22 protein-coding genes are annotated in these 26076 nt (G+C 59.4%); 12 read left to right on the forward strand and 10 right to left on the reverse strand.

The genetic code is table 11. From position 1 onward, the window contains the following. The first annotated feature begins 152 nt into the window (after positions 1-152). Positions 153-2909: a M1 family metallopeptidase gene (locus AUP74_RS02725; RefSeq protein ID WP_069946211.1), complete on the forward strand. Its 2757-nt coding sequence runs from the start codon at positions 153-155 to the stop codon at positions 2907-2909. 102 nt (positions 2910-3011) lie between these two features. On the opposite strand, the gene AUP74_RS02730 is transcribed toward AUP74_RS02725, so the two are convergent. From AUP74_RS02730 to AUP74_RS02740, 3 genes are all read right to left on the reverse strand, one after another. Further along, positions 3012-4487 (reverse strand): tetratricopeptide repeat-containing sulfotransferase family protein, encoded by a 1476-nt coding sequence (locus tag AUP74_RS02730; protein ID WP_069946212.1) that lies wholly within the window; start codon positions 4485-4487, stop codon positions 3012-3014. A gap of 62 nt (positions 4488-4549) precedes the next feature. Next, positions 4550-6928: a TonB-dependent receptor gene (locus AUP74_RS02735; RefSeq protein WP_069946213.1), complete on the reverse strand. Its 2379-nt coding sequence runs from the start codon at positions 6926-6928 to the stop codon at positions 4550-4552. A 130-nt stretch (positions 6929-7058) separates the two neighbouring features. After that, on the reverse strand, positions 7059-7913 hold the full coding sequence (locus tag AUP74_RS02740) for a carbon-nitrogen hydrolase family protein (RefSeq protein WP_069946214.1): 855 nt from the start codon (positions 7911-7913) through the stop codon (positions 7059-7061). Between the two features lie 328 nt (positions 7914-8241). Here AUP74_RS02740 and AUP74_RS02745 point away from each other — a divergent pair, with 328 nt between their 5' ends. After that, entirely contained in the window at positions 8242-9471 is a 1230-nt protein-coding gene (locus AUP74_RS02745) for an MFS transporter (RefSeq protein ID WP_083260785.1), read from the forward strand. A gap of 107 nt (positions 9472-9578) precedes the next feature. Here AUP74_RS02745 and AUP74_RS02750 read toward each other — a convergent pair whose 3' ends face one another. From AUP74_RS02750 to AUP74_RS02765, 4 genes are all read right to left on the reverse strand, one after another. Beyond that, complete coding sequence (locus AUP74_RS02750) at positions 9579-11384, reverse strand: aminotransferase-like domain-containing protein (RefSeq protein ID WP_069946215.1); 1806 nt, start codon at positions 11382-11384, stop codon at positions 9579-9581. 104 nt (positions 11385-11488) lie between these two features. Beyond that, positions 11489-12085, reverse strand: a complete 597-nt coding sequence (locus AUP74_RS02755; RefSeq protein ID WP_069946216.1) for an HdeD family acid-resistance protein — start codon at positions 12083-12085, stop codon at positions 11489-11491. Between the two features lie 188 nt (positions 12086-12273). Next, positions 12274-13587 carry an omega-aminotransferase AptA gene (gene aptA, locus AUP74_RS02760; protein WP_069946217.1) on the reverse strand — a complete coding sequence of 438 codons (1314 nt, stop codon included), beginning with the start codon at positions 13585-13587 and terminating at the stop codon, positions 12274-12276. Between the two features lie 109 nt (positions 13588-13696). Further along, positions 13697-15142: an NAD-dependent succinate-semialdehyde dehydrogenase gene (locus AUP74_RS02765; RefSeq protein WP_069946218.1), complete on the reverse strand. Its 1446-nt coding sequence runs from the start codon at positions 15140-15142 to the stop codon at positions 13697-13699. A 171-nt stretch (positions 15143-15313) separates the two neighbouring features. Here AUP74_RS02765 and AUP74_RS02770 point away from each other — a divergent pair, with 171 nt between their 5' ends. From AUP74_RS02770 to AUP74_RS02820, 10 genes are all read left to right on the forward strand, one after another. After that, the gene (locus AUP74_RS02770) at positions 15314-16231 is read left to right on the forward strand and encodes a LysR family transcriptional regulator (protein ID WP_069946219.1); all 918 of its coding nucleotides are present in this window, start codon (positions 15314-15316) and stop codon (positions 16229-16231) included. A gap of 263 nt (positions 16232-16494) precedes the next feature. Then, on the forward strand, positions 16495-16788 hold the full coding sequence (locus tag AUP74_RS02780; RefSeq protein ID WP_069946221.1) for an antibiotic biosynthesis monooxygenase family protein: 294 nt from the start codon (positions 16495-16497) through the stop codon (positions 16786-16788). A 129-nt stretch (positions 16789-16917) separates the two neighbouring features. Continuing rightward, a complete protein-coding gene (locus AUP74_RS17300; RefSeq protein WP_158514529.1) occupies positions 16918-17085 on the forward strand; it encodes a hypothetical protein in 168 nt (55 codons plus the stop codon). Positions 17086-17139: 54 nt separating this feature from the next. Next, a complete protein-coding gene (locus tag AUP74_RS02785) occupies positions 17140-18054 on the forward strand; it encodes an alpha/beta hydrolase (RefSeq protein WP_069946222.1) in 915 nt (304 codons plus the stop codon). Beyond that, positions 18055-18576 (forward strand): GNAT family N-acetyltransferase, encoded by a 522-nt coding sequence (locus tag AUP74_RS02790; RefSeq protein ID WP_069946223.1) that lies wholly within the window; start codon positions 18055-18057, stop codon positions 18574-18576. It begins immediately after the preceding gene. An 87-nt stretch (positions 18577-18663) separates the two neighbouring features. Continuing rightward, a complete protein-coding gene (locus tag AUP74_RS02795; RefSeq protein ID WP_083261087.1) occupies positions 18664-19557 on the forward strand; it encodes an MBL fold metallo-hydrolase in 894 nt (297 codons plus the stop codon). Then, entirely contained in the window at positions 19544-20140 is a 597-nt protein-coding gene (locus AUP74_RS02800) for an esterase/lipase family protein (protein ID WP_145924295.1), read from the forward strand. Before AUP74_RS02795 ends, AUP74_RS02800 begins: the two co-directional genes overlap by 14 nt. A 339-nt stretch (positions 20141-20479) precedes the next feature. Next, entirely contained in the window at positions 20480-21310 is an 831-nt protein-coding gene (locus AUP74_RS02810) for an ATP-grasp domain-containing protein (RefSeq protein ID WP_069946225.1), read from the forward strand. A gap of 92 nt (positions 21311-21402) precedes the next feature. Beyond that, the gene (locus AUP74_RS02815) at positions 21403-21609 is read left to right on the forward strand and encodes a YgaP family membrane protein (RefSeq protein ID WP_226999874.1); all 207 of its coding nucleotides are present in this window, start codon (positions 21403-21405) and stop codon (positions 21607-21609) included. A gap of 237 nt (positions 21610-21846) precedes the next feature. Next, positions 21847-24378 (forward strand): choice-of-anchor D domain-containing protein, encoded by a 2532-nt coding sequence (locus AUP74_RS02820; RefSeq protein ID WP_069946226.1) that lies wholly within the window; start codon positions 21847-21849, stop codon positions 24376-24378. Between the two features lie 73 nt (positions 24379-24451). On the opposite strand, the gene AUP74_RS02825 is transcribed toward AUP74_RS02820, so the two are convergent. The 3 genes from AUP74_RS02825 to AUP74_RS02835 form a co-directional block, all read right to left on the reverse strand. After that, a complete protein-coding gene (locus AUP74_RS02825) occupies positions 24452-25204 on the reverse strand; it encodes a TerC family protein (RefSeq protein ID WP_069946227.1) in 753 nt (250 codons plus the stop codon). A gap of 44 nt (positions 25205-25248) precedes the next feature. After that, entirely contained in the window at positions 25249-25635 is a 387-nt protein-coding gene (locus AUP74_RS02830; RefSeq protein ID WP_069946228.1) for a SpoIIAA family protein, read from the reverse strand. A gap of 128 nt (positions 25636-25763) precedes the next feature. Next, complete coding sequence (locus AUP74_RS02835) at positions 25764-26069, reverse strand: hypothetical protein (protein ID WP_069946229.1); 306 nt, start codon at positions 26067-26069, stop codon at positions 25764-25766. Positions 26070-26076: the final 7 nt, after the last annotated feature.

The raw sequence follows: 26076 nt of genomic DNA on the forward strand, positions 1-26076 counted from the left end.
TCCGCCGGACTTTCCCTGACCGCTTGCCCAGAAACGGTCTCTTCATTTCCAGCCTCCAGAAGCCTCCATACGACGGGCACTCATCTGCAAGAAACTGACCAGACAGTTACAATCTGTTCTGTTGCCGCAATGGAAGAGAGTAGAAAGACACCATGATGCACATCGCCCTGCGCAGCCTACTGGCGCTGCCTATCCTGGCCCTGCTGGCCTGCAGCCCCGCCGAAGATGCGGGCAAGCCCTCCAGCGAGGAGCCGGCTGAGGCCATCGCGCAATTGCCGGAGACGGCCGAACCCGATACCCCGGCAGCCCCCGCCGGTATTCCCGATCAGGCACCCGCCGGCCGACTGCCAGAGGGGGTGACGCCGACCGCCTACCGTCTGGACCTGCTGGTCGACCCGCGCGAAGACGCGTTCTCCGGCAGCGTGGAAATCGATATCGATCTGGCGTTTGATGCCGACCATATCTGGCTGCACGGCAAGAACCTGCAGGTCAGCTCCGCTACCGCGGTGTTAAAAGACGACAAGACTGTCAACGCTCAGTACCAGGAAGTACTGGACAGCGGAGTGGCCAAAGTCAGCTTTGACGAGCCCCTGCCCGAGGGCGAGTTCACCCTGCGCATGGAGTACAGCGCGCCTTTCGATCGCAACCTGGCGGGGCTATTCAAGGTGGAGGAGCAGGGCAACACCTATGCGCTGGCCAAGTCCGAGTCTATTCAGGCGCGCAAATACCTGCCGGGCTTCGACGAACCAGGGCTCAAGGCACCGTTCGATATCGCCCTGACCGTACCCGCAGGCTATGCCGCCATCAGCAACGGTCCCGAAATCCAGCGCGAACCCGCCGGCGAGGGGCTGGAGAAAGTCACCTTCGCCACCACACGCCCGACACCCACCTACCTGCTGTCTCTGTCCGTGGGACCATTTGATATGGTCGAGCGCCCGGCCATTCCGCCGAGCCAGTACCGCACCAAGCCGATCCCGCTGCGCGGCTTTGCACGCAAGGGCCGCGGCGAGGATATGCGCTATATCCTCGATATCACACCGCGCATGGTGGAGATCTTCGAGACCGAGCTGAAGCGCCCCTACCCATTCGAGAAGCTGGATATCATCGCCGCGCCCCAGTGGCCCAGTGGCGCGACCGAACTCTCCGCCGCAATCACCTACCGTGAGCAGCGGATTCTGGTGGGTGACAATCCGGCCCCCGGCGCAAGACTGGCCCTGCTGCAAATCCACGCCCATGAGATCGCCCATATGTGGTTCGGCAATCTGGTCACGCCACCCTGGTGGGATGATCTGTGGCTGAAGGAAGGTTTCTCCACCTGGGGCACGCCGCTGGCACTGACGATCCTGGAACCGAAAGGTGGCCACGAACTCAATGCTGCCGAGGAGGCGATCAGTGCCATGCAGCTGGACTCCCTGGCCAGCACCCGCGCGATCCGCGAGCCCATCGAGGACAACAACGAGATCCGCAACGCCTATGACGCCATTACCTATGACAAGAGCCTCGGCGTCATTCACATGGTGGACCAGTACTTCCGCCCGGAGAAATTCCGCCCCGCGCTCGGCCGCTACATTGAGACCTTTGCCGATGGCGTGGCCGATTCCGAGGATTTCTACCGCGTGATCGGCGAGGAGACCAACACCCCGGAGCTCACCGAAACCTTCCGCAGTTTTGTCGAGCAGAAAGGTGTGCCGCTGCTGGACGTCACCCTCGACTGCGGCAATGGCGCCGCTCAGGTCAATATCAAGCAACAGCGCTACAAGCCGCTGGGCTCACCCATCGAGAGCGTCGCCACCAAATGGACCATTCCCGTCTGCCTGCGCAGTGATGCCGGCCGGCAGTGTGTGATGATGGAAGAGGCGGAGCAGACTCTGGCCATCAGCGGCGGCATCTGCCCCGAGTGGCTGCTGCCGAACGCCAAGGGCAGCGGCTACTACCGCTGGACGCTGCCGCCGGAGCAGTGGCAGGCGCTGCTGGCGAATTTTGCCGAACTGACGCCCACCGAGGCCCTGTCCGTGATTGACAGCGCCTTCGCCGCATTTGAGGCAGGGGCCCTGCCGGAAGCCACCCTGGTCGAAGTAGTGCGCAAGTCGGCCGCCTCTCAGCGCCGTCAGGTCGTCACTGCGCCGCTGGGCCATCTGGAAAAATACCGCCGCAACTATCTAGGTGATGAGGTCGCTGAAGAACAGCGGGATGCCTTCCTGGCCTTCCTGCAGTCCCTGTATCAGCCGGTCATGGATCGCACCCAGGGCAGCGATGATAACGACGACAAGTTGCTGCACAGTGAATTGCAGAGTTTTATGGCTCTGGTGGCCGGCGACCCGACTGTGCGCAAAGAGCTTACCGACAAAGCCATCGCGTTTACCGGCTTCAAGGGCGAGCGGGATGCCGCCGCGCTGGATTCTGATCTCTACCAGGCGGCGCTGACTGTGGCTGTACAGGACGCCGGCAGTGATTTCCTGCCACACCTGGTGAAGTTCCGTGGCGAGATGGATGACCCCCGTTTCGAAAACGCCAGCGCCAATGCCATTGGTGCCAGCAATAATCCCGAGCAGCTGGAAATGGTGCATAAACTCGCACTGGGCGAGGAGGTCGGCCCACGGGAGAGCTTTGGCTTGCTGCAGAATGCTCTGGCACAACCTGCCGTAAAGGATCAGCACTGGCAGTGGCTGCAGGCCAACTTCCCTGCCGTGGTAGACAAGATTCCCGCTCAGTGGCGTCGCCGCACACCAGGCCTCGCCCGCGCTTTCTGTGAAGCGGAGAAATTGCAGCAGTTACAGCAACTGTTTGAAGAGCACGGCAAGCTGGCCCCCGGTTACCAGCGCAGCCTGGACCAGACCGACGAGCAGATACAGTTGTGTGTCGCCCTCCGGGAAAGAGGCGAAGCGCTGGTGAATTCACTGGCCGAGTAATGACTGCGAGGCTGGATGCCGGCACACGCCGGCATGACGGCAACTCTCTGTTACCTCTTTAAACATCGCCCCGGACACGATCCGGGGCGGCGCTCCGCTCTCTCAATCAAGTTCAATGCCACCGGCCCGCAGGGCATCCGCCAGCGGTGTGAGCTGTTCTTCATAGTTGCGCCAGTGTCCCACCGCACGCTGGTAAAGCGGCTGGCGCACCTGCGCGGAACTGGCTGTCGCTACCGTACTGCGATTCTTGTGGAATTCGCCACAACTGGCCTCCCAGTCCAAACCTGCAGTATTCGCCAGTGCCCGGGCTTCGCTATCGAAATCCTGCACCAGCTTTTCGTACGACTGGATACGGATACGGTCACCCAGCATTTCCTGCCAGTGACGTTTGAGGCGATCATAGGCAATGTAGTAATCCGCCAGATCCTCAAGACTGTAGGAGAACGGGTAGCCCATCTTGAACAATGTCTTGTACATGGCGAAGCAGGCATCCAGCGGATGGCGCTCCATCCAGATCATTGTGGCGCCCGGCATGGAACGGGCAATGAGGCCGGCGTAGAGAAAATTCAGCGGCGTCTTGTCGATATGCTTTTCGGCACTCGAATCAAAACTTTCCAGCCGTCCGAGATAACTGCTCGCAATCGCTTCCGGCGCCCAGCGGGCGGTTTCCTGCACCAGGGCTTCCTTCGGCAGGCTGCGGCCGGCCATCACCATCAGTGACATCGGCAGGTCGGTGATTTCACCGAAGCTGTCGCACCGGCTATGGCTGGAAAGAATTCGATCGACCAGGGTCGTACCCGAGCGCGGTAAGCCAAAAACAAAAACGGCTTCCTGACCAACGGCAGCGTTGGTATGGATCGGTTCCAGGCTGTTGTGATACCCGGCGATCAGCGCCAGTGTTTTCTGATCCGTTTCTACCTGGTATTTCAGCATACCGCGTCGACCATCGGCGCCCAGCTGGAAATGGCGGAATGCCTGATCAAATTCGCCGATATCTTCGAATTCCTTGCCCAGGGCATAGTGGAGTTTCACCCGCTCCATCGCCGGCAACCGTTGGCTGCGCAACGCTTGCTGCAACCGCTCAATATGATTGCGGTCTGCGGTCACCCGCCGCAATCCGCTCAAAATCAGCTGGGCCTGGGCATCTGCCGGATCCTCGACAATCAGGGCTTCCAGTACCTGCTCCGCTTCTGCCAGGTCACCGGTCGCAAGCAGGTTGACGCCAAGATTGTAACGGGCATCACGGTTGCCATTGACAGCCAGCGCGCGGTAAATCTCTACCGCCTCCGCCTGTCGCTGTACCAGTGCATATAGCTCGGCGCACAGACCCCGGTGGCGATCGTCGTTGCTGGAGAGCTGCGCATATCGGTCGAGCAGATGATTGGCCTCCCGATGCGCTCCGACATAGATCAATGTGCGAATCGCGAGCGGGAGCAGATCCGGGTGATCGGGGCGGCTGGAAACTGCCTGACGCATGATGGCGGCCGCATCGGTGAAACAGCCATGTTTCAACGCTTCATTTGCGCGCTGGGTGAATTCCGCGGGCTGTTTATTCTTATGACTCTGTTCCGCAAGCATGGGGCCTTCCACAATAAAAAAGGGGCGCATAGCGCCCCAAGTTATAACAGCAAACGAGAGACTCAGAAAGTGATGCGCACGTTGGCACCAAGGGTCCTCGGCATGGTCAGGAACTGCTTGGAACCGTTGCCGAAGTACTGCTGGGAGGGATCTGTGCCCATGTACTCCTCTTTGAACAGGCCGGTAGTGCCTTCCTCATTGGTGAGGTTTTTCGCAAACAGGGTTGCCGTCCACCAGTCACCAGCCAGCCCCACGTGCCCATCCAGCAGCGAGAATCCATCCAGCTCGGCCGCGAAACGCGGGCTGTCGCTAGCGGCATTGGTTGCGTCAGACTGGTAGTAGGCCGCCAGGCGGCTGACAAACTCCACATCACCGGCACCGATCGGCGCACGGTAATCCAGGGCTGCAGTAAACGTGCTCTCAGGTGTTCCCGGGAGACGGGTACCCGCACTGGCAATGGGTGCCGAGTAACCGGGGGGCGTGAAGTCGGAATCCAGCTCCGCGTTTACGTAGGCATAACCCAGGGTATAACTGAACTGATCCGTCAGATCACCCTGCAGCTCCAGCTCAACACCAGAGGTGCTGGCCGCCTCGGCATTACCTACGGCATAGAAACCCCACCAGCGCGAGGCTGTGTTCACCTGCACGTTATCCCAATCGACCGCAAAGGCGGCGACCGTATAGCGGAAGGCATCGGTGCTACCCTTGATACCCAGTTCGTAGTTAAGAACGGTATCCGACTCGTACACAGTCCAGCCGGAATCCTCCGCGAAGAAACCGGCGGTCGGCACCGCATTGGAACCGCCGCGACGGTAGCCCTCGGAAATCGTTGCATAGGCCATCGTGTCTTCACTGATATCGTAGGAAGCATTGACCTTGAACAGGACACCGTCATCTTCGGTCACGTTTGAGTCGCGGAGAACCGGGAAAATGGCACCCGGACCGTAAGCGGGAAAGTCCATATACACCGAGGACTCATACTCATTGTCAAACTGACGGGCGCCCAGCGTCAGATGCAAGGCATCCATATGCCAGGTCACCTCACCGTAAAAGGCCAGTTCGGTGAAGCTGTCATCACGGGCGTAATCCCAGTCCTGGTCGCTGGCAACGATTCCCGGTCCCCAGGCCGCGTCTGCCCACTGCTGGAAACCACGCACGTAGCTCTGCTGGGCGCCGGCGGTTTCCTGGTCCATATAGAAGGCACCGACAATCCAATCCACACTGCCTTCGGTATTGGAGACCAGACGCAGCTCCTGAATGAATGCGCTGTCTTCATACTGGCGCACTGCCTGTGCCATTGGGCGGTTGTAGTTGTAGTAGTAATCTGCGATCCAGCCGTTCTGCGCATAGAAACCGGTATTCTCCGAAATGGAATCACCGGTGTGCTCGTAATCAGAAGTCGAGGAAGTCAGGGTGGCGAAACCCAGATCCACTTCGGCCTCGAGGCTCGTCAGGCTCGCCTCGCGGCTGGATGGCTCCAGCTGGATGGAACCATTCTCGTAATCGTCGTAGCTCTGGCCCCAGCCGTCCTGGCCTACGGTCTGCTGGCGACGACCGCCGATATCGTCTTCCTGCATCATATGAGTCAGCACCACTTCGGAAGACTCGGTGGGACGCCACAGTGCAGCGACTTTGCCGTAGGTAATTTCCACGGTATCGGCATCTTCCACCGACTTGTAGCTGGCATCCGATGCCAGCACACCGTTGGGTGCAGCGGGAATACCATTGCCATCAAGGCGATAGACATTCACATAATCGACGATCCCGGCGTTGTCGACGAAGCCACCGGAAGCACGGATGGCAAAATTATCGGAGATGGCAAAGTTGGCCACCATGTCACTGGAATAGTTGAGGCCGTCCGAGCCCGCGGTGGAAGAGACTCCGGAGCTGATATCCGCGGAGAACCCCTCGGTGCTCGGCTTGCGAGTGATATAGCGTACAGTACCGCCCAGGGAGCCAGAGCCGTACAGGGTACCCTGCGGACCACGCAATACTTCCACCCGCTCCAGATCCTTGAGCAGGAAGTTGGCATAAACCGGGGTGCTGTTCACATAGGTGGAAACGGTCGGTGCCGCCGCTACCGAGTAGTCACCCAGCGCTGCACTGTCCACGTTGAGGCCGCGAATCATGATGCCGTTAATCACCCCGGAATTACGGTTGCCCCGGTCGACCACCGCCACACCGGGGATATTGCGCATCAGCTCCGCCTGCTCGGTGATCTGCGCCCGGGCCACGTCGTCACCGGAAACTGCGGATATGTTGTAGGGCACATCCTGGATGGTAGTTTCGCGGCTGGTGGCGGTAACGATGATTTCTTCCATCATCTCCGCATCCTGCGCGGTAGCGACCTGGGGCAATGCCAGTACATAACCGGTAGAGACGGCAGCAACCGCAGTTGCCAGCGCCTTCCTGCTGAACCGCTTGTTAGATTGCTCTTTCATGGTTCCCTCTGCTCTTTTTTGCTTTCCGGCCGTACCGCGCCGTTTCATGTTATCGGACTATGACTTTCGCGCGTACACTCGAAAAAAATTAGGGCCAGCCAACGCGCACTGACTGGCCCAGAGACTCCTATCAATCCGGCACTTTGAGCACGCCCAGCTTCTGCAAGGCTGCGGATTCAGCGCCCTGCTCATACTGCGGATAGCGGACTTTGCCATCACGGAAACTCTTCAGGGTCTGCCCCAGGCCTTTCATGCCCCGCTCGCGCACCCGTTGCACTTTGTCCAGATCCACCTCAAAGGCGATGATCTCCTCATCGACAGAAGCTTCATGCACGGTCTCGCCCTCCGGCCCGACAACGATCGAGCGGCCGACCCCCTGGGCGCCGCAGGAATTCACATCGACGACATAGCACTGGTTGGTGATGGCACTGGCACGAACAATCGACAGTTCATCAATGCGGTCAATGGTGTCGGTCTTGGTGGGGTGGATGATGATCTCCGCGCCAAGCCAGGTCAGCGCACGGGTGGTTTCCGGGAACCACATGTCGTAACAGATGGACACGCCGAAGCGGCCCACTTCCGGGATATCGAAGACAACAAACTGGTCGCCACCTGTGACGCCCTTCTCGTAGGGCAGGAACGGGTAAATCTTGCGATAGCGGGCGACGACCTCGCCATCCGGGTTGATCACCGGGGTGGTATTGAAGACGGCACTGCCGCACTTTTCATACATGGAGCCCGGCACCAGCCAGATACCCAGCTCCCGCGCACTGCGACAGAAAGCCTGCTCCTCCGGGGAGGGCAGCTCGCGGGCATGCTGCACCCCCACGCCGCGCAGTGCCAGTTCCGGCAGGACCACCATCCTTACCCAGGGGAAACGCAATTTGGTTTTCTGAATCCGCTGCAGCAGCAATTCCAGGTTGTCCGCTTCGGCCAGCTGTAGCTGCAAGGCCGCGATACCGAAGTGTTTGCGTGGGTTATTCATCGCCTGAGAATTCCTGCCTGTCACCGCCCAGTTTCAGGAGCCAACTTCGCCCCCGTTTTTTATCTGGATGCATCTTGGCGGAACGGCCATTGGCCCAATAGGTCCAGATTGACGCGAACCATGAGTCCAACCCGGTTTTCGGGGCCTCAGGGCCGGCATCGCACCCGGTTGGCACCATGGAGTCCGCACATCTGGCCCTATCCACTGCCGGCCAATCCGTTAGCGTTGCGCCAGGTAAAGGGAATACACTGACCTCTCGCGGCCGCAGCAAAGCAGCACCAGGGAGAGGCATCCATCCATAACAGGGCAGAGCCCAGCCGGAGACCCTATGAGCGAGAATGCAGAGAGCCTCATCGGACGCACAGCGATCGGTGGTGCCGAAATTTCACCGGACACGCTGCCCCGGGTCAGCCCCCAGGGCTGGACTGCCAGCCTGCTGCTGGCCTTCCTGTCTTCGGCCGGCCTTTACTATGTGAATATTTTTCCGGTGATTGTCGACTCCCTGATGGCGGGGGCCGGACTCTCGGCCGGTCAGGCAGGCGAAATCACTTTTGCCAATACCATCGGTGCCGTCATCGGTGCATTTGTGATTTCACTGCTGGTGCGGCGTATTCCGCGCTGGAAGCTGGCTTCTTTATTTCTCTTACTGTGTTCAATCGGTGTCGACCTGCTGACCATTACCCTGGCCAACCTGGAGCTGCTGATTCCCCTGCGACTGATGCACGGAGTTCTCGGCGGCGCATTGGTGGGACTGGGCTTTGCCGCCATCGCCCGCAGCGGCATTGCCGGGCGGGCCTATAGTATGGTGCTGCTGGTGCAGTACACCGGCGGTGCGCTGGGTCTGGGCTTCCTGCCGGGGCTGGTGAGTGAATTCGGCACCTATGTGCCCTTCTATGCACTGATTACCTTCAGCACCATCACACTGCTGATGCTGCCATTCCTGCCAGATTACCCGGTGCCCGACCGCGCGGAGGAAAAGCGCCGAGTACCGCCGGAAGCCCGGGTGGCGATGCTGCCCATGGTAATCACCCTGATTTCCCTGTTTTGTTTCCAGTTTGCGAACATGGCCCTGTTTGCGTTTATTTTCGACCTGGGCAAATCGTTTGCATTGCCGCTGCCGTTTATCAGCCAGACTCTCTTCTGGGCCAACCTGATTGCCATCAGCGGCGCAGCCCTGGCAGCTTACACTGGCCAGCGTTTTTCACTCACGCTACCGCTCGCAATCGCGCTGGTGATCACGCTGGTGGGGCTGGCGCTATTCGCATTCAGTAATATCAAGCCGGTCTTTATCTTTGCCAACGTGGTAACCGGCATGACCTGGGCCTTCTGCGTCCCATACCTGCTAACCATGGCTTCGAAGTTTGATGCGGCGGGGCAAATGGGTGCGTTCGGCGGTTTCGCCTCCAAAATGGGGCTGGCCTGCGGACCACTGGTAGCCGGCTACTTTATTTCCAGCGGCGGCAACTACACACAGCTGATCGTCATCGCCTGCGCCATGCTGGCGATTTGCCTGGCGGCATTGCCGGCAGCGGCCAGACTGGATAGGGCGGGGATCTAAAAGCCGTTACACGGCAATACGCGGGCGCCGGTTGGGCCCGCTGAAGAGTCAGTGACTGACAAACTTTTTCGGGAAAATTAGCGTAGCGATTGTGTCGCGGGGCAGATTTATTCGCGAGCGAGGATGCCGGTGTCGATCAACTGGCCGCTCTCGCCAAACCACTTGATCAGGTGGCCGTCCACCACCACGTGGAAACTGGCTGCGCGGCCGTAGGACCAGTTGCGCCACTGGCGCACCCACATGTCGCCGTTCAGCCACCAGCGCCCGGTATCCGTCTCATCCACATCCACGTCATTGCGGGAATAGCCGACCAGGGTGCCATCCTCCATGACCTGCGCCCGGTAGGACTCTCCCAGCGAGTTAATCCCCAGCAGGACGGCGCCGGGAAATTCTCTGCGTAGATCAGCAGCGTAAAGGCGGCGACCGCGGGCCGTTGCCAGTGTTTCCTCACCCTGGGAGACTTCGCCGTTGATCAGCTGGGCGAGGGTGCGCACACCGGCTTCGATCCGGTCCGCCTCGATCGCGGCATAGCCAAGCCGCAGCGCGTTATATTCCTTCACCACTTCCAGCAGCAGGCCCTGCTGTTCCGCTTCCTTCTGCACCTGCTCGGCACTCACATGCTCCGGCAGCTCCAGCCAGCAGGCGGTACCGGAACTGGCCCGGCGCGCCTGAAGCTTGGGCAGGTGATGCATCAACGCTTCGCCGAGGGCCGTCCAGCGCTCCCGCAGCTGGCGGGTGATTCGGAAGATGGCCGCATCCAGGTGACCGGAGGCGATGAATTTTGCCAGCAGGCGCTGGTTAATGGCCGGCACGCGTTCACGCAGGGTGTAACGCAATGCCCGCAGCCGCTGGATGACCGGTTTGGGCGCGACGACAAATGCCACCTGCATACCCGGATCGATCACCTTGGGGAATTGGTAGAGATAAATCACCGAGTCACCACCACCCAGGCTTTTCAGTGGCGGTAGCGGATTGCCGTGATAACAGAACTCATGGTCGCAATCGTTCTCTATCACCACAGCGCCTTGCTCGGTCGCCGCCTGCAATAATTGCCGGCGTCGCTCCAGACTGGTGGTCACCGCTGTGGGATTATGAGCGCTAGGCTGGAAATACCAGCAGTCACTATTTTCCAGCCCAGCATCCAGCACTGGCCCGTCGGCGTCCTGGGGCAACTCCTGAATTGCCGCCCCGGTGCGACGAAATATCTCCTCGGTCTCGGTGCAACCAGGCAGGACCATACCCAACTTTCGGTTATTGCCCAGCAATAGCTGGCCCAGCAGATAGCATGCCTGGGGAAGATCACTGGCCAGTAATACCTGGCCAGGGTCCACATAAATACCCCGTCGCGGCAGCAGGCGAGTACAGATCTGCTCTACCAGCTGGCGATCGTCCTCGTTGCCACCCAGTGTCGCCCACTGGGCCACTTCGCGACCGGTGTAGATATCCCGCGTGCACTCCCGCCACTCCGCACCGGGGAACAATCGGGGATCGTATTCGTTGCTGACAAAGGGAAAGGGATATTGCAGCCAGTTGGCGGGGCGCACCCGCAGAGCCCGGCGGCTGACGGAAACCGGGTTGCAGTGCTCGCGCCAGAAGCTGCGATCGCCGTCGCTGCTGGTCGCCGCCGGCAGCGCCTCACTGTGACTGATCACGCCCTGCTCACGCACCGCACTGCTGACAAAGAAACCACTGCGCTCACGGGTAACGAGGAAACCGTCATCCACCAGCTGTTGATAGGCAAGCACGACTGTGTTGCGGGCAACACCCAACTGCTCCGCCATGCGGCGCGAGGAAGGCATACGATGCCCTGCCGGAATACTGCCGGAAAGGATTCCCTGGATGATTTTTTCCCGTATCTGGGCCTGCAGGCTCTTCTCTGCCTGAGGATCCAGCACGATCAGCGATTCGGCCATGCGGGGCTCGTGATAGTCGGGGATGCCGGCGTAATCGTGAAAGGCATCTCAATTTATTATGCGCTGATAATGCCCCCATGCTCGCTGCCATGGCAAGCCGTGTCCTATGTCCGGCTACCGGCCTCCAACTCATTGAACTGCTTGCGCACACGGAAGGCGAGCCAGATCAGGGGCAACCCCAGGGCAATGGCATAGGCACCGATCAGCCATACCAGCGCCAGGGCACCGGCCCCCGGATTCACCAGGATGGCGATACCGAATAGTACCGACAACATACCGGCGGCGATCAGCAGCCACTCACCGCTGATCTCCTTGCGCAACCGCACGGCCCCGACAATTTCGAACAGCCCTCGCACCAGAGCCCAGGCACCGATGAAAGTGACCAGCACCAGCCCGGTAATTTGTGGGTACATAAAGGTGAGGATCCCGGCCGCCACGCTGACCAAGCCCGCCACGATCAGCCACCACATAGGCGTGGACTTGTGCCGGCCCTTGACCGCCGCAATCAGAGCCACAAAGCCGTCAAACAGGGCATACACCCCAAACAGGATCACCAGCGTCAGCAGGGTAAGCCCCGGCCAGATAAAGGCCAGCAGGCCAAACACCACCGCGGCAATACCGCGCAGTAGTAGCAGCCACCAGTTTTCAGCGAGGACCGACAGAATCGGGCGCTTGGGTAATGGATAGGGTTCGGCAGGCATCGGGGATCTCCGCGTTACACAACCCAGATACCGGAAGTGTAGACGGCGGCGCCAGAATCAGCTTCGGCCAGAAACGGAGCGGCCCGCGGCCGCGACCCCAGTCGACTCTGCAAAGACTGGAATCACGGCAACGGGCCACTTAATTTGAGTGTAGACACGGGCAGACCGGTCAGTCCACCCGAGGAGCCTCATGCCATGGACTTGATCACGCCACGCAGCTTGTCGACGATGGTGTCGATCTCGTGCTCTTCAATGATCAGCGGCGGTGACATACACAGGGCATCGCCGATGCCACGGGCCATCACGCCAGCGTCCCAGGCGGCGGCCGAAGCCTTGGCGCCAAACTTGCCTTTCAGCTCCGCCGGTGCGCGCAGCTCGATGGCGCCGACCAGGCCGTAGTTGCGGATATCGATCACGTTGTCCAGGTCCGCCAGGCTGTGCAGGGCGTTCTCCCAGTGCTTGCCGATATCGCCGGCGGCGCGGGTCAGCAGGCCCTCGCGCTCGTAAATATCCAGAGTCGCCATACCGGCCGCACAGGCCACCGGGTGCGCGGAATAGGTGTAGCCGTGGAAGAATTCCACCATGCCTTCCGGTGCCGCATTCATCACGGTGTTGTAAATGTGATCCTGAACGAACACCGCACCCAGTGGCACCGTGGCATTGGTGATGCCCTTGGCGGAAGTCATCATATCCGGGGTGACATCCCACTCGATGGAAGCAAACGCGGAACCGGTGCGGCCCCAGCCGGAAATGACTTCGTCGAAAATCAGCAGCAGGTCATGCTGGTCACAGATTTCGCGGATGCGCTTCAGGTAGCCCTTGGGCGGCAGCACCACACCACCGGCGCCGGAGAAGGGCTCGACAATCACCGCGGCAATCTGGTCGGCACCGTGGAAGGCTACGAGACGCTCCAGGTCTTCAGCCAGTTCCACGCCGTGCTCAGGCAGACCGCGACTGAAAGCATTGCGCTCGATATCCAGGGTATGGCGCATGTGATTGGACTTCACCGGCTGGCCGAAGCTCTGATAGTTCGGCGCAATACCGCCCACGGAAATACCGCCGAAATTCACCCCGTGGTAGCCCTTTTCACGGCCAATAAACATGGTGCGACTGCCCTTGCCGCGCGCGCGCTGGTATTGCAGGGCGATCTTCAGGGCACTCTCTACCGCCTCGGAACCGGAGTTACCAAAGAAAACCCGGTTCAGGCCATCCGGGGTGTGTTTTACCAGACGCTCGGAATATTCAAAGCTGAGCTCGTGACCGAAGTTGAAGATGGAGCTGTAGTCCAGCTTCTTCGCCTGCTGGTGAATTGCATCGGCAATTTCGGAGCGGCAGTGACCGGCGTTGGAACACCACAAGCCGGCGGTGGCATCGATCACCTGGCGGCCGTCTTTGGTCATCAGGTAGATCCCCTCGGCGCGCTCGACGATACGCGGTGCGGCCTTGAAGCTGCGGTTCGGGGTGAACGGCATCCAGAAAGCGTCGGTTTTCATTTCGGACATAATCTTGTCTCCGGGTTTTCCCTTGGCGTTATCCGTGGGCGCAGTTCAAGCACCCTTTAATTCTCAGTGTATTCCAGCCGTTACTGCAGGCCGGGATTTCACGGCGCGATCAGACGCCGAAACAGCAGTACTTGGTCTCGTAGAACTCTGCCATGCCTTCGACTCCACCCTCGCGGCCGATGCCGGACTCCTTGCTGCCACCGAACGGTGCCACCGTGGTGGAGAAGACACCCGCGTTGCAGGCAACCATACCGTATTCCAGCGCTTCCACCACCCGGTTGGCGCGGTGGATGTTTTCGCTCATTACATAAGCCGCCAGACCGTAAGGGGTGTCATTGGCACGGCGGATCACATCATCCTCGTCGGTAAACTTCTGCACCGGTGCCAGCGGGCCAAAGATTTCTTCCCGGGCGATACGCATCTCGTCAGTCACTCCGGTGATTACCGTGGGTGCGTAGTAGCTTTCGCCCTCAGGCAGAAAATCACCGCCCAGCTCGATCGTTGCGCCGGCCTCTGTGGTTTCCTGCACCAACTGCGCTACACGCTCGGCAGCGCGGCGATGGATCAGCGGGCCGATGATCACGTCCTCTTCACAGCCATGACCGACCTTGAGTTCGGCGACCGCTGTGCGCAGTTTTTCGACGAATACATCGTGAACCGACTCGTGTACATAGATGCGGTTGGTGGACACACAGGTCTGGCCCGCATTGCGGAACTTGGTCGCCACACAGGCGCTGACGGCAGTGTCCAGATCCGCATCGTCGAACACGATAAACGGCGCGTTGCCACCCAGCTCCATGGACATCTTTTTCACACCAGTGGCGCACTGCGCCATCAGGATCTTGCCCACGGCAGTGGAGCCGGTAAAAGTGAACTTGGCCACCTGCGGGTGCTGCGTCAATACCTGGCCGAGGGCCGGGGCGTCAGATCCCACCACCATATTGATGGTGCCAGCGGGCAGGCCGGCGCGGGTCGCCAGTTCGCACAGGGCCAGCGCCGACAACGGCGTCTCCCCTGCCGGCTTGATCACCACGGTACAGCCGGCAGCCAGGGCCGGCGCAGCCTTACGGGTAATCATCGCGTTGGGGAAGTTCCACGGGGTGATACAGGTCACCACGCCCACCGGCTGACGGATGGTCTGCAGACGCATGGCCGGATTGTGGGTTGGGATGGTCTGGCCATAGGCGCGGCGGCACTCTTCCGCATACCACTCGATGTAGGAGGCGCCATAGAGGATCTCGCCCTTGGCCTCAGCCAGCGGCTTGCCCTGCTCCAGGGTCAGGATCTGCGCCAGATCGTCGATATGCTCCAGAATCAGCTGGTGCCAGCGCTTCAGCACCGCGGCGCGCTCGGCTGCGGTCTTGCTCTTCCAGGCCGGGAAGGCCGCAGCAGCGGCCACCACCGCATCCTGCGCATCCTCGGCGCTACCGTCGGCGATTTCCGCCAGCAGGTCACCATTGGCAGGATCCCGCACGGCGATACGGGCGGCGCCATCGCGCCACTCACCATTAATATAGTTCTGAGTTTTCAACAACTCCATATCGGCTAGCTGCATCTTTAGGCTCCCTGAATTCATTGGCTTGTACCTCAATGAACCCGATTTTGAGCCCGCGATCAAGCCGAGAATAGTCATTTTTATCCAACTAAAATTTACCTCTATCAAACTTTACTCTAAGCTCGACCGATGAGGCGAAAGTAGCCACGAATAACCGGTTGGAGCCGCGAAATGAGCGGAAAAAGTGCCCTTGGCGGGCGGATGAGCGATATGGACCTGCGCCTGCTGCGGGTCTTCCGGGAGGTGGTGCGTGCCGGTGGTCTGGCGCCGGCAGAGGTGGCCCTCAATATCAGCCGCTCCACCATCAGCCTGCACCTGTCCGATCTGGAGGCACGCCTCGGCATGCAGCTCTGCCTGCGCTCCCGCGGGCGCTCGGATTTCAAGCTGACGCAGGAGGGCGAGGCACTCTATCAGGCTATCAATGAGCTGGACGGCCACCTGGCCGCTTTCAAGAGCCAGGTCAATGCCATCCAGTCCCAGCTCACCGGCAGCCTGCGGATCGTGCTCCCCGATGATGTACTGGAAATGCCCCAACTGGACCTGCCGGCCACGCTGGCCCGACTCCGCGAGCGCGCCCCGCAGCTGCAACTGGATGTGCAGCTGGCAGCACCACAGGAACTGGAGCTGGAAATCCTCGCCGGCCGTGCGGATGTGGGCATCAACCCCCTGCACTCCCACCGGCCGGGACTCGAATACAAGCCACTGTTCCTGCACCAGTCGCGGCTCTACTGCGGCAGCCAGCATCCGCTCGCCGGCGAAGAAGATGTGAGTGAAGAGTTACTCACCGAGCAGGAGCTGGCCGCCCCCAGCCACGCGGTGCTGTCCGGGGCGGCGCACCTGTACCGACTGTTCCCGAACAAGTCGACGGCGAACCACATGGCGGCGCGCCTGGCGATGCTGCTGTCGGGCAAGTTCGTGGGCTTCCTGCCGGAATACCTTGCCCAACACCATGTGGCAGCGGGCCGACTGATGACACTATGCCCGGACCGCTTTCACTACCAGATCCAGAATGCGGCCACCTACAAGCGCAGTGCGACAGACCACCCCGCGGTGCAGCTGTTTCTGAAGGCACTGGTGATTACCAGTTAGGAGAACCAACAGGCTCCGATGGAGTGAGGTCCAGAGAAATGCCAACCATTGGCATCCACCCTCGAAAAACTTGGGGGCGGGATAACAGATATCGAGTGTCGCGTTTTCCGTAACTTAGCCCTGAGAACTGGGGCTAGAAAGGTACATGTGCCTGTGGACGACGAACTGGCCACCCATCACTTCAGCCTCAGCAATCCGAGGGAACCAGTCATTGCCGAGCAAAATGACGAGTCGAGCAAGACTGAAATTGAGCAGGAATTAAAATGTACGCAGTGATCTTCAGCGCCAAAGCCGGCCAACAGGACCCAGAGTATCTCGCCACCGTCAGTCGGCTGCGCGAGCTGGCATTTGAGCGTTACGGCTGCCGGGAGTTTATTGCCGTCACCGAAGGTGACCGGGAAATCGCTATTTCCTACTGGGATGATCAAGAGGCAATTTTGTGTTGGAAGCAGGACTCGGAACATCTGCTGGCGCAGGAGCTGGGCCGGGCAAAGTGGTACGAGTCCTATACGGTTCAGGTCGTGGAGATCAAGCGCGAGTATCACTTCGGCAGCTGACCCCGCCGGGGCACCCGATCCGATTTGTAAAATCGAGGCCGCTTTACCTATTTCTATGTACCGACGCTGTACCAGCGCTTTCTCGCTTACTGCTTCTACCGCTGGGAGATCATTATCCGCGAGACCGCAATGCTCGGCATACTGGGAATTCCGACCCTGGGTTTCTATATCGACTCCGCGTTTGGGTTCCTGCGCTTTGATGTGGCCCTGATCCTGATTGCCGTCAGTGCCTTTCTGACCTTGTCAGCAGATGCCGTTTCCCGGCGGCTGCGGCTGCGCTTTCTTCCCTTACAATAAGGCCGGGCATTCCACATCACATTCACCCCGTGCCGGCTCCACAGGTACCAGAACATGCAAAAATTTATTCTCCTGGGAATACTCCTGATTCAGCTTCAAGTCGCCATGGCGATGGAGGTTTCCGCCGGAAAACTGCAGACACTGCCCGAATTTGAGTTCGATGGCATAGCGCCACGCCCGGTTCATGTGTGGCTGCCCGAAGGCTATCCCGGCCAGGCACCCTATGCGGTGCTGTATATGCACGACGGCCAGATGCTGTTCGATGCCAGCACCTCCTGGAACAAACAGGAGTGGGGTGTGGATGAAGTCGCCTCGAAGCTGCAGGCATCGGGGCAGACGATCCCGTTTATCGTCGTGGCCATCGAAAACGTGAGTGAAACCCGCCACGGTGATTACTTCCCGCAGAAAGCGCGGACGCTGCTACCAGAAGCCGAACGGCGGAAGGAGCACCCGTTCAATCGGGCAGAACTGCGCGCCGACAAGTACCTGCAGTTTCTCGTCGAACAACTGAAGCCCTACGTCGATGCCAACTTTGCGGTCTCTCCAGACCCGGCGCATACCTTTATTGCCGGCTCGAGCATGGGCGGCCTGATTTCGCTCTATGCCCTGCTCGAATACCCGCAGATATTCTCGGCAGCCGCGGCGATCTCCACCCACTGGCCGGGCATCAAGCCCGGGGATGACCTGCCGGTGGCTGCGGCCATTCGCGCCTATGTCGAGAAAAAGCTGCCCGAGCCAGGCTCACACCGTATTTATTTCGATCACGGCACCGAGACACTGGACGCACACTACCCACCGCTGCAGAAAAAGGTCGACACCATCATGCACAACGCCGGCTATAACAGTCCGGCGTGGCAAACCCGGGTATTCGATGGCCATGCCCACGATGAAAACTCCTGGCAGGCCCGATTAGCGGAGCCGCTGCTGTTCCTGCTCGGTAAAAACCAGGATTCCCTGGGGGAGAAATGAATGGATAAGAAAAACCCGGAGATCGACCAGCAAGCACCGGTGATCACCTACTACCTGGAAATGAACAACCGCGGCCAGTTGCGGAGTAAAGCCCAGCCACCCGGACTGGAAGTGACAGAAGCGGAGCTGAAGGAATTCCGTTTCAACCGCTACCTCTATCAGCTGGTGGGTGAGCCCTGGCAGTGGGTGGACAAACTCACCCTCTCCGACCAGGCATGGCAGGAATATGCAGAGCGGGACAGCCTGCGCACCTGGGTGGCGTATCACCGGGGGTCGATTGCGGGCTATTACGAGCTGGAGCGACAGGATGACGGCAGTGTCCAGATCGCCTACTTCGGTCTGGCCCCGCGTTTCGTGGGCAAGGGATTCGGCGGCTTCCTGCTGACCCACGCCCTCGAATCTGCCTGGTCCTGGGGAGATACCGATCGGGTGTGGGTACACACCTGCACCCTTGACCATCCAGGTGCGCTAAGCAACTACCAAGCGAGGGGGATGCAGGTCTTCCGCACCGAACGGGAGTAGGCCGCTCTCGCGATATGGGCCGGCAGGGGCCAGGAGGGAGACTTCGGCTAAGCTGAAGCCGTGAACTCTTCCGCCCCCGTGATCCCGATGCGATTTGTTCTGGCGTTTCTTTTTCTCTTCTTCGCGCAACCGTCGCTGACTGCTTCAGCCGCGCACGCGCCCGGCTATCGCCTCGAGCAGCTACGGGGCAATGTCTATCGCTTCACCGCGGGTAAGTACCATTCCATGCTGATGGCCACCAGTCAGGGGCTTTTCCTCACCGACCCCATCAGTCCTGCCGCCGCCCGCTGGCTTCGCGGGGAGCTGGAAACCCGCTTTGACAGCCCGATCCGCTACCTGGCGTACAGCCACAACCATGTGGATCACGTCATGGGCGGCGAAATACTGGCCTCAGATGAAACCACGATTATCGCCCACCAGTATGCAGCGGAGGACCTGAAGTGGACAAAAGTACCGACAGCACAGCCCGAACTGATATTCCGGGACTCACTCGTGGTGTCACTCGGTGACAGCCGGGTGGAGCTCCAATACCACGGCCCGAACAATGGCCGCGGCTCGGTGAGCATGCACTTCATGCCCGCCAATGTGCTGTTTGTGGTGGACTGGATCGTACTCGGTCGCCTGCCATACCGGGATCTGCCCGGTTACGACATTCACGGAATGATCCGCTCCACGCGGGAGGTTTTGACACAGCAACCATTCGCGCTCTTTGTGGGCGGACACGGTAGTACCGGCTCCCGGGAGGACGTCGCCCGCTATCTCTCCTACCTCGAGGCGCTCTACGGGGCAGTGCTTGAGGGTATGCTGCAGGGCAAGTCGCTGCAGACGCTACAGGCAGAAATCCAGTTGCCAGCCTACCGGGACCTGGATCGGTACGAGGAATGGCTACCGCTCAACGTTGCCGGTGTCTATCGTACGCTCGAAGACATGTCCTATCTGCGGATGCGCGAGGATAGCCGGGGGGAAGATGCAGAAAAGTAATGTGGTGCTGCTGGTGCCGGGGATTTTTGATCGCGGTCGCTCGATGCACCGGATGCAGGCCGCACTGAATGCAGAGGGTTTCTCGGCCCACTACATCCACCTGCGCTATAACTCCGCCTGGTATGGCCTGAAGTATCTCTCCCGCCAGTTAGAGGAGAAGGTCAACGCGCTGGTACCACCACAACAGTCCTTCTCTCTGGTGGGATTCAGCATGGGTGGGATCGTCGCCCGCCATTTTATGCAGGCCCGCCAGGGACTGCCGCGCGTACACAAGTACATCTCGATGGCGAGCCCGCACCGGGGCAGTCTGTGGGCAAACCTCTTGCCGTACCCGGGGGGGCGCCAGCTCATGATCGGCAGCCCGCTGCTGGAGGAGATGAATACCGAGCTGGATCAGCTGATCCCAACGGCGCCTGTCTCGATCTGGACTCGCTACGACGCCACCATCCTGCCCCACAACAGCGCCATTTTACCGGTGGGCAGCAGCCATGAAGTGCCGGTCAAACTGCACCGCTGGGTACCACTGGATCTACGCGTCATTTCCATCGTGACCACTGAGTTACAGCAGAGCATGGCAGACTGAAATTCTCTTAACCAAAGGGTTTTCACACCATCGACACCGGTGTAATGGCAGCCGCAGACGGTCACCTGTACTTAAATCCGGCCAAGAGACTGACACTGTTGTCCGCGCTTTGAGAAACCTGCTCATTATTGATTTCACCGCGAATATTTTTATCTCTATGGGTTATCCCCTCCCCGGGAATCGGGGCCGGCAGGAGCAGTGCCGCAAGCCTGACAAGTTGCTTGACGCCCAATTTAACCTGCATTAAAAATCGCGCCTTTTACAGCCTCCACAGTCCAGCTCCGCATCCCATCGGCCACCAGCGGCGCATCAACTGGCAGGTTTACGGTCAAAGATAAGATGTCCTGGGTATCGTTTAATGTATTTCGCACGCTCGCTTTCGCGGACACTCTGCAACTAAAACCCGAGGACGTTTTTAAGTACCGGGCCGAAATCAGTGCCGCTGACTGGGTGCTGTTCCCCGAGTACTGGCAGCTCAATGCCATCGTCTACGGTCTCGGTGCCAGAGTCTTCCCCAGCGAAGCCAGTTACCGTCTCGGCCACAATAAGATCGAAATGACTCGCGCGTTCGAGCTGGTGTGCCCGCTGAATACGCCCCACACCCGCATACTGGCCAACACCCCAGAAAATGCCGACGCCCTCTGGGCGGAAATGGATTATCCATTTGTGGCCAAGCTCCCCAAGGCATCCCAGGGCAACGGGGTGTGGCTGATCGAAAACCGGCAAGACTGGTGCAGTTACCTGCAGCGTACGAATGTACTCTACGTGCAGGAACTGTTACCAATCGATCGCGATATCCGCATCGTGATCATCGGGGATCAGGTGCTGTCCGCTTACTGGCGCCTGCAGGGAGCAAGTGGCTTTTACAACAATGTTTCCAAGGGTGGCTTGGTGGAGCGGGGGCGGGTGCCGCAGGCAGCGATCGATCTCGCCCTCCACCTGGCCCGAACCTTACAGATCAACCATGCCGGTTTTGATATCGCCATGGTCGGCAGTCACCCTTACGTAATCGAGTTCAACCGCCTGTTTGGCAATCAGGGAATTGAGGGGGGAGGGAACGCGCTGAATCGGGCCATCATCGACTATCTGCAACGGGAGTCTACCCCTACCGGCCCGAACTTCCCCGGTCGGCCCGGAGTACCTCGGCGACAATTGCAAAGTGTGGCGTGATCCAGGTCAAGCGCAATACACCCGGTTAAGGGTATAACTCACCTGTACCCGGTCGAAGTCACTTGGCATCGGCCCCGCTTCAGGAGAAGAGAATGGTTATTCAAAAAAATATGGGCAAGCTCGATCGCGCTCTGCGCCTGGCTGCAGTGGCGGTGATAGCGGTCCTTGCCGCTACCGGCACCATCAGTGGGCTCACCGCGGTGGCACTCGGCCTATTGGCCGCAGTATTCACCCTGACCAGCCTGGTGGGCACCTGTCCACTGTATTTCCCCATCGGGCTAAATACCTGCGGACGCTAACCTACCCTGTTCAGGCCGGCCATTGGCCGGCCCATGTCACCGGCTTCCTCCTCTCTCCAGCTCTGGCCCAATCGTTCCAGTCATTCTGGTGCTAACGCATCTCATCGTCTGCACGCATCTTCTTGTGGGGTCGGGCACTGACCTGTCCTTCGTCAGCGCAGCTGTCGAAAGTATTGCTGCCCCCGCTTCACCGGCGGCGGTCGTGCCATTCCTATAAACAGAATTCAGGTACACCTCATGATTCCGATTGCAGACACCATTCGGCGCCTGGTCCCGATGGCACTTGCGGTGGGCGGCGGACTGATGCTGACGTTTTCCGCTAACAGCGCTACGATTTTTTCCGACGACTTTTCCGATGGCGATATCAGCGACTGGATAACCAGTGGCAATGTTGACCCATTCAATAATGAATCCATCCGACTCCGCGCCACATCGAATGCGAGTCGCCCTATCTCCACCGCCGGCTTCTCTGCCGTATCTGTGGACTTTGGCCTGTCAGCCTCATCACTGGAAAACGGTGAATTCTGTTATGCCGAAGTCTCTACTGATGGCGGTAGCAGCTGGACGACAGTCATTACCGTGGAGAATGGCCAGGACAACGGCACCATCTTCACCGGTAGCGCCTCACCGGCGGGAATGGATAACAATACTCAGGTACAGGTCCGCTTTCGCGGTACCGGGGCGACTACGGGTGACTACTGTTATGGACAATCAGTCACTGTGAATGGCACTGGTGGTGCATCCACTGACCCCGATATCGATGCGCCCGCGAGCCTGAACTTTGGCGATATCAGCCCCGGCAATACAAGCACACTCAGTGCCATGATCAGCAATAACGGCACCGCTGACCTGGTAATCAGCAACGTCAGTAATCCTGCTGCCCCATTCACTATCGCCAGTAACAACTGCGGCACGGTCAGCCCTGCCGGCAGTTGCCAGCTGACCGTCGACTTCGCCCCATCCGCCGACGGCAGCTACAACAGTAATATCAACGTCTCCTCCAATGATCCCGATGCAAGCAACGTAACCATCGCACTCTCCGGCAGCGCCAGCAGCACTGGTGGAGGCGGTGGTGGCAGTGTCGAAAACTTTGATCCGTTGAACGGCAGCGGGACTGTAAGCCGCAGCTCGCTTACCTTCACCACCCTGATCAACGGCAATGACCCGGGCCAACTGGTTAATTACAGTCACTATGCCCTCCCCACGAATGCCGCGATGCCCAGCAATCAGTTCGAGGGCAGCCTGGAGCTATTCGGCGAAGCCACTGGCGGTGCATTCGATGAGCAAAAAGATACTTTCCGCTATACAGGCAACGGTGATACCACTCGCAAGCACCTGCCGGAGTTCGACTTCGAGTTGGTGCAGACCGGTAGCCATATCTTCCCGGTTCAGCGGGGCTCCATCCCCAGCAGCCATCCAGAGTGGGAATACATCCTGACTCCCGGGCGTGTCTGGGACGAGAATGGGGATAGCGGCTACAGCCGGGTGGCACTGCCGTTTGCCTTGCAGCAGAAGAATGCCAACTGTATCCACAATGGCGTAATGACATTCCTGTTCAAGGATGACGGCTCGGTTTCCGATGTGGCCTACCAGATTGCCGGTGAAACCTGCCTCTATTACCAGGTGGACATGTGGGGCCAGCTGGACGCCAGCTATACGCCGCATAGTGTCAATAATGCCGCCGCACTGACTGCCGATTACCAGGCCGAAGTGAACGGCCGGGTGCCGGTCAAGCCACTGAGCGCCCTGGCTCAGGATTACCCCGGCACCGATCCAAGCAAGTTCGCGTTACCGTCCGGCAAAGATGCGGCCAACATGTCACTGGTGGGTTTTGTCATTGATGGCACCCACTACACCGGTGGCTGTGTATCACGACAAGGTGATTACCCTTACTGCGAATCGATGCCGGTGCCGTCCTATTCCAGTGCCAAGTCAGTGTTTGCCGGCAGCGCGCTGATGCGACTGGAGAAAAAATACCCGGGCACTTTCAGCCAGATCATTGGTAACTATGTTCCCGACTGCGCCACCAATGGCAACTGGGATGATGTGACGTTTGAGAACGCCCTGGACATGTCCACCGGCAACTACAAGCTGGCCAGCTACATGAGTGATGAGGGGGCCAGCCACACCAACGACCTGTTCCTGCCGGAAGATCATGCATCCAAGATCAGCTACAGCTGCACCGAATATCCACGCAAGGCCACACCGGGGACTACCTGGGTGTACCACACCTCCGATACTTACATTCTCGGCCGCGCCATGAACCAGTACGTAAAAGGGATCGAGGGTAGTAGCACGGATATATTCACCGATATCGTGGTGGACGAGGTGCTGGCACCGCTTGGAATCAGCCCCACAGCTCGCTTCACCCGTCGCACCTACGATTCGGTGCAGCAGCCGTTCGCCGGCTGGGGCCTGATGTGGCTGCGCGATGATGTCGCCAAGATTGGTGATCTATACCGCAGTGGCAGTCAGTCTGTGCTGGATCAAGCGGAACTGGACGCGGCGCTGCAGCGCAACGCTGCCGATCGCGGTAATGAACCGCTGAACGACTACAAGTACAAAAACGGTTTCTGGGCCCACGAGATCAGTGCCAACCTGCCCGGATGCAGCGGCGAGTTGTGGCTCCCGTTCATGTCCGGCTACGGCGGCATCAGCGTGCTGGTACTGCCCAATGACACCCTCTACTACTACTTTGCCGACGACGATGCCTACACCTGGATGGATGCAGCAGTCGAGTCGCATGGCATTCGCAGTCTGTGCCAGTAACCACTACTAACCAGCAAACATAAAAAAGGGGCGATCCACGGGTCGCCCCTTTTTCTTTACAGTCTAGCGATGCCTAAGCTTCCTCTTCGTGGAAAGGCTTGTGTAATTCCACCGGTTTGGCCTGCCTCTTCCGCAGGCGGATATTGAGCATCTCCACGGCCATGGAGAAAGCCATGGCGAAGTAGATATAGCCCTTGGGTACATGCACCTCGAAACCCTCGAGGATCAGCGTGAAGCCGACCAGAATCAGGAAGGACAGCGCCAGCATTTTCACCGTCGGGTGGCGCTCGACAAAGTCACCGATCGGTTTGGCCGCCACCAGCATCACGATCACCGCCAGAATAATGGCAATCGCCATGATCGAGATCTGGTCGACCAGCCCCACGGCAGTAATCACGGAGTCGAGAGAAAAAACGATATCGAGGATGGCGATCTGAATCAGCACCATGCCAAAACTGGACACCTTCGCTGAACCCTCGCTGCCATCCACTCCCTCGAGACTGTGGTGAATTTCGTGGGTTGCCTTGAACAACAAGAAGAGGCCACCGCCAACGAGTATCACATCGCGTCCGGAAATCTCGTGGCCGAACACGCTGAACCAGGGTTCCACCAGGCCCATAATCCAGACGATGGAAAACAGCAGGGCCAGTCGTGTCAGCATGGCCAGCGCCAGACCGATAAAGCGGGCCGGCTCTCGTTGTTTGGGCGGCAGGCGGCCGACGAGAATGGAAATAAAAATGATATTGTCGATACCGAGGACAATTTCCAGTGCCGCCAGTGTCGCCAGTGCTACCCAGGCCTCTGGGCTAGCCATCCACTCAAACATTCGGAAGTTCCTTTTGCCGCTTCATACTCGTGAAGCGGGCTATTCTACGGCGAGGACTCCAGCCAGGCCATGGCTTCCCCTTCGTCCTCGAAATAGCGCGCCTCGCCCCCGATAAACCAGGAACCGACTTTGGCTGCCAACTCCTGCCAGCGGCGGTTGCCGAGAATGGCGATGCGACGGAACTCCCGCCCGTGCTTCACACCCAGCTTGAGGTCATCCCATGCGGCGCGGGCTTCCCAACCTTCCAGCTCCCGTGCATCGAGGAACACATCGATCTCGGGCGTCTCGATGCCCTCCATGGCGGACTCAAGCATCGGAACCAGTGACTGGTAGTCTTCATGAGTCAGTTTGCCGTGCACACGCAGGCTCAGGAAGAACTCTTCGCCCGTGCGCTCCAGGCCGATGGCCAGGCCGTGTCTCTTGACGCTCATCTCTCTCTCCGTATCGGTTGGACAGGACTGACAAGGAGTATAAGAGGCCCAGGGAGTGTGAGCAGGATGGATCGGGCAATGCCGGGGGAAGTGAGCGCCCGCAAACCCGGCAGGCGCTGTAGACGAAGTCAGTGGCTGAGTATATCGACAATCTCGCGGGTATGGTGGACGAGACGTACGATCTCACCTTCGATGCTGATGGTCACAATGCCATGGCGATCCACCGGCTGGACGATGACCCCGTGGCGGTAAATATCGTGCTCGAGGATGTGGCCCTTGCGCAGCTTTTTCTTCCAGCCGGGCGGCAGGTCACCACCGTTCTCGACTTTCTTCTGCAGGCCCGGCGGCAGATCGTTGCCCGGCTTGGCCAGGGCGGTGCTGGCGCCAGCCGCCAGGGTGATACTAATGACCGCTGCAATCGCGGGTTTAATCATATTGTGT

The organism is Microbulbifer aggregans (assembly GCF_001750105.1).
In the GTDB taxonomy this organism is placed as follows: Bacteria; Pseudomonadota; Gammaproteobacteria; order Pseudomonadales; family Cellvibrionaceae; genus Microbulbifer; species Microbulbifer aggregans.

What these genes read in the sequence shown, in the direction of transcription:
- AUP74_RS17300 (WP_158514529.1), top strand. Translation starts at nt 16,918, where the DNA reads ATGCTCGGCATACTGGGAATTCCGACCCTGGGTTTCTATATCGACTCC.
- AUP74_RS02785 (WP_069946222.1), top strand. Translation starts at nt 17,140, where the DNA reads ATGCAAAAATTTATTCTCCTGGGAATACTCCTGATTCAGCTTCAAGTC.
- AUP74_RS02770 (WP_069946219.1), top strand. Translation starts at nt 15,314, where the DNA reads ATGAGCGGAAAAAGTGCCCTTGGCGGGCGGATGAGCGATATGGACCTG.
- AUP74_RS02795 (WP_083261087.1), top strand. Translation starts at nt 18,664, where the DNA reads ATGCGATTTGTTCTGGCGTTTCTTTTTCTCTTCTTCGCGCAACCGTCG.
- AUP74_RS02765 (WP_069946218.1), bottom strand. Translation starts at nt 15,142, where the DNA reads ATGCAGCTAGCCGATATGGAGTTGTTGAAAACTCAGAACTATATTAAT.
- AUP74_RS02740 (WP_069946214.1), bottom strand. Translation starts at nt 7,913, where the DNA reads ATGAATAACCCACGCAAACACTTCGGTATCGCGGCCTTGCAGCTACAG.
- AUP74_RS02725 (WP_069946211.1), top strand. Translation starts at nt 153, where the DNA reads ATGATGCACATCGCCCTGCGCAGCCTACTGGCGCTGCCTATCCTGGCC.
- AUP74_RS02800 (WP_145924295.1), top strand. Translation starts at nt 19,544, where the DNA reads ATGCAGAAAAGTAATGTGGTGCTGCTGGTGCCGGGGATTTTTGATCGC.
- AUP74_RS02750 (WP_069946215.1), bottom strand. Translation starts at nt 11,384, where the DNA reads ATGGCCGAATCGCTGATCGTGCTGGATCCTCAGGCAGAGAAGAGCCTG.
- AUP74_RS02825 (WP_069946227.1), bottom strand. Translation starts at nt 25,204, where the DNA reads ATGTTTGAGTGGATGGCTAGCCCAGAGGCCTGGGTAGCACTGGCGACA.
- AUP74_RS02830 (WP_069946228.1), bottom strand. Translation starts at nt 25,635, where the DNA reads ATGAGCGTCAAGAGACACGGCCTGGCCATCGGCCTGGAGCGCACGGGC.
- AUP74_RS02810 (WP_069946225.1), top strand. Translation starts at nt 20,480, where the DNA reads ATGTCCTGGGTATCGTTTAATGTATTTCGCACGCTCGCTTTCGCGGAC.
- AUP74_RS02755 (WP_069946216.1), bottom strand. Translation starts at nt 12,085, where the DNA reads ATGCCTGCCGAACCCTATCCATTACCCAAGCGCCCGATTCTGTCGGTC.
- AUP74_RS02820 (WP_069946226.1), top strand. Translation starts at nt 21,847, where the DNA reads ATGATTCCGATTGCAGACACCATTCGGCGCCTGGTCCCGATGGCACTT.
- AUP74_RS02780 (WP_069946221.1), top strand. Translation starts at nt 16,495, where the DNA reads ATGTACGCAGTGATCTTCAGCGCCAAAGCCGGCCAACAGGACCCAGAG.
- AUP74_RS02735 (WP_069946213.1), bottom strand. Translation starts at nt 6,928, where the DNA reads ATGAAAGAGCAATCTAACAAGCGGTTCAGCAGGAAGGCGCTGGCAACT.
- AUP74_RS02835 (WP_069946229.1), bottom strand. Translation starts at nt 26,069, where the DNA reads ATGATTAAACCCGCGATTGCAGCGGTCATTAGTATCACCCTGGCGGCT.
- AUP74_RS02790 (WP_069946223.1), top strand. Translation starts at nt 18,055, where the DNA reads ATGGATAAGAAAAACCCGGAGATCGACCAGCAAGCACCGGTGATCACC.
- aptA (WP_069946217.1), bottom strand. Translation starts at nt 13,587, where the DNA reads ATGTCCGAAATGAAAACCGACGCTTTCTGGATGCCGTTCACCCCGAAC.
- AUP74_RS02745 (WP_083260785.1), top strand. Translation starts at nt 8,242, where the DNA reads ATGAGCGAGAATGCAGAGAGCCTCATCGGACGCACAGCGATCGGTGGT.
- AUP74_RS02815 (WP_226999874.1), top strand. Translation starts at nt 21,403, where the DNA reads ATGGTTATTCAAAAAAATATGGGCAAGCTCGATCGCGCTCTGCGCCTG.
- AUP74_RS02730 (WP_069946212.1), bottom strand. Translation starts at nt 4,487, where the DNA reads ATGCTTGCGGAACAGAGTCATAAGAATAAACAGCCCGCGGAATTCACC.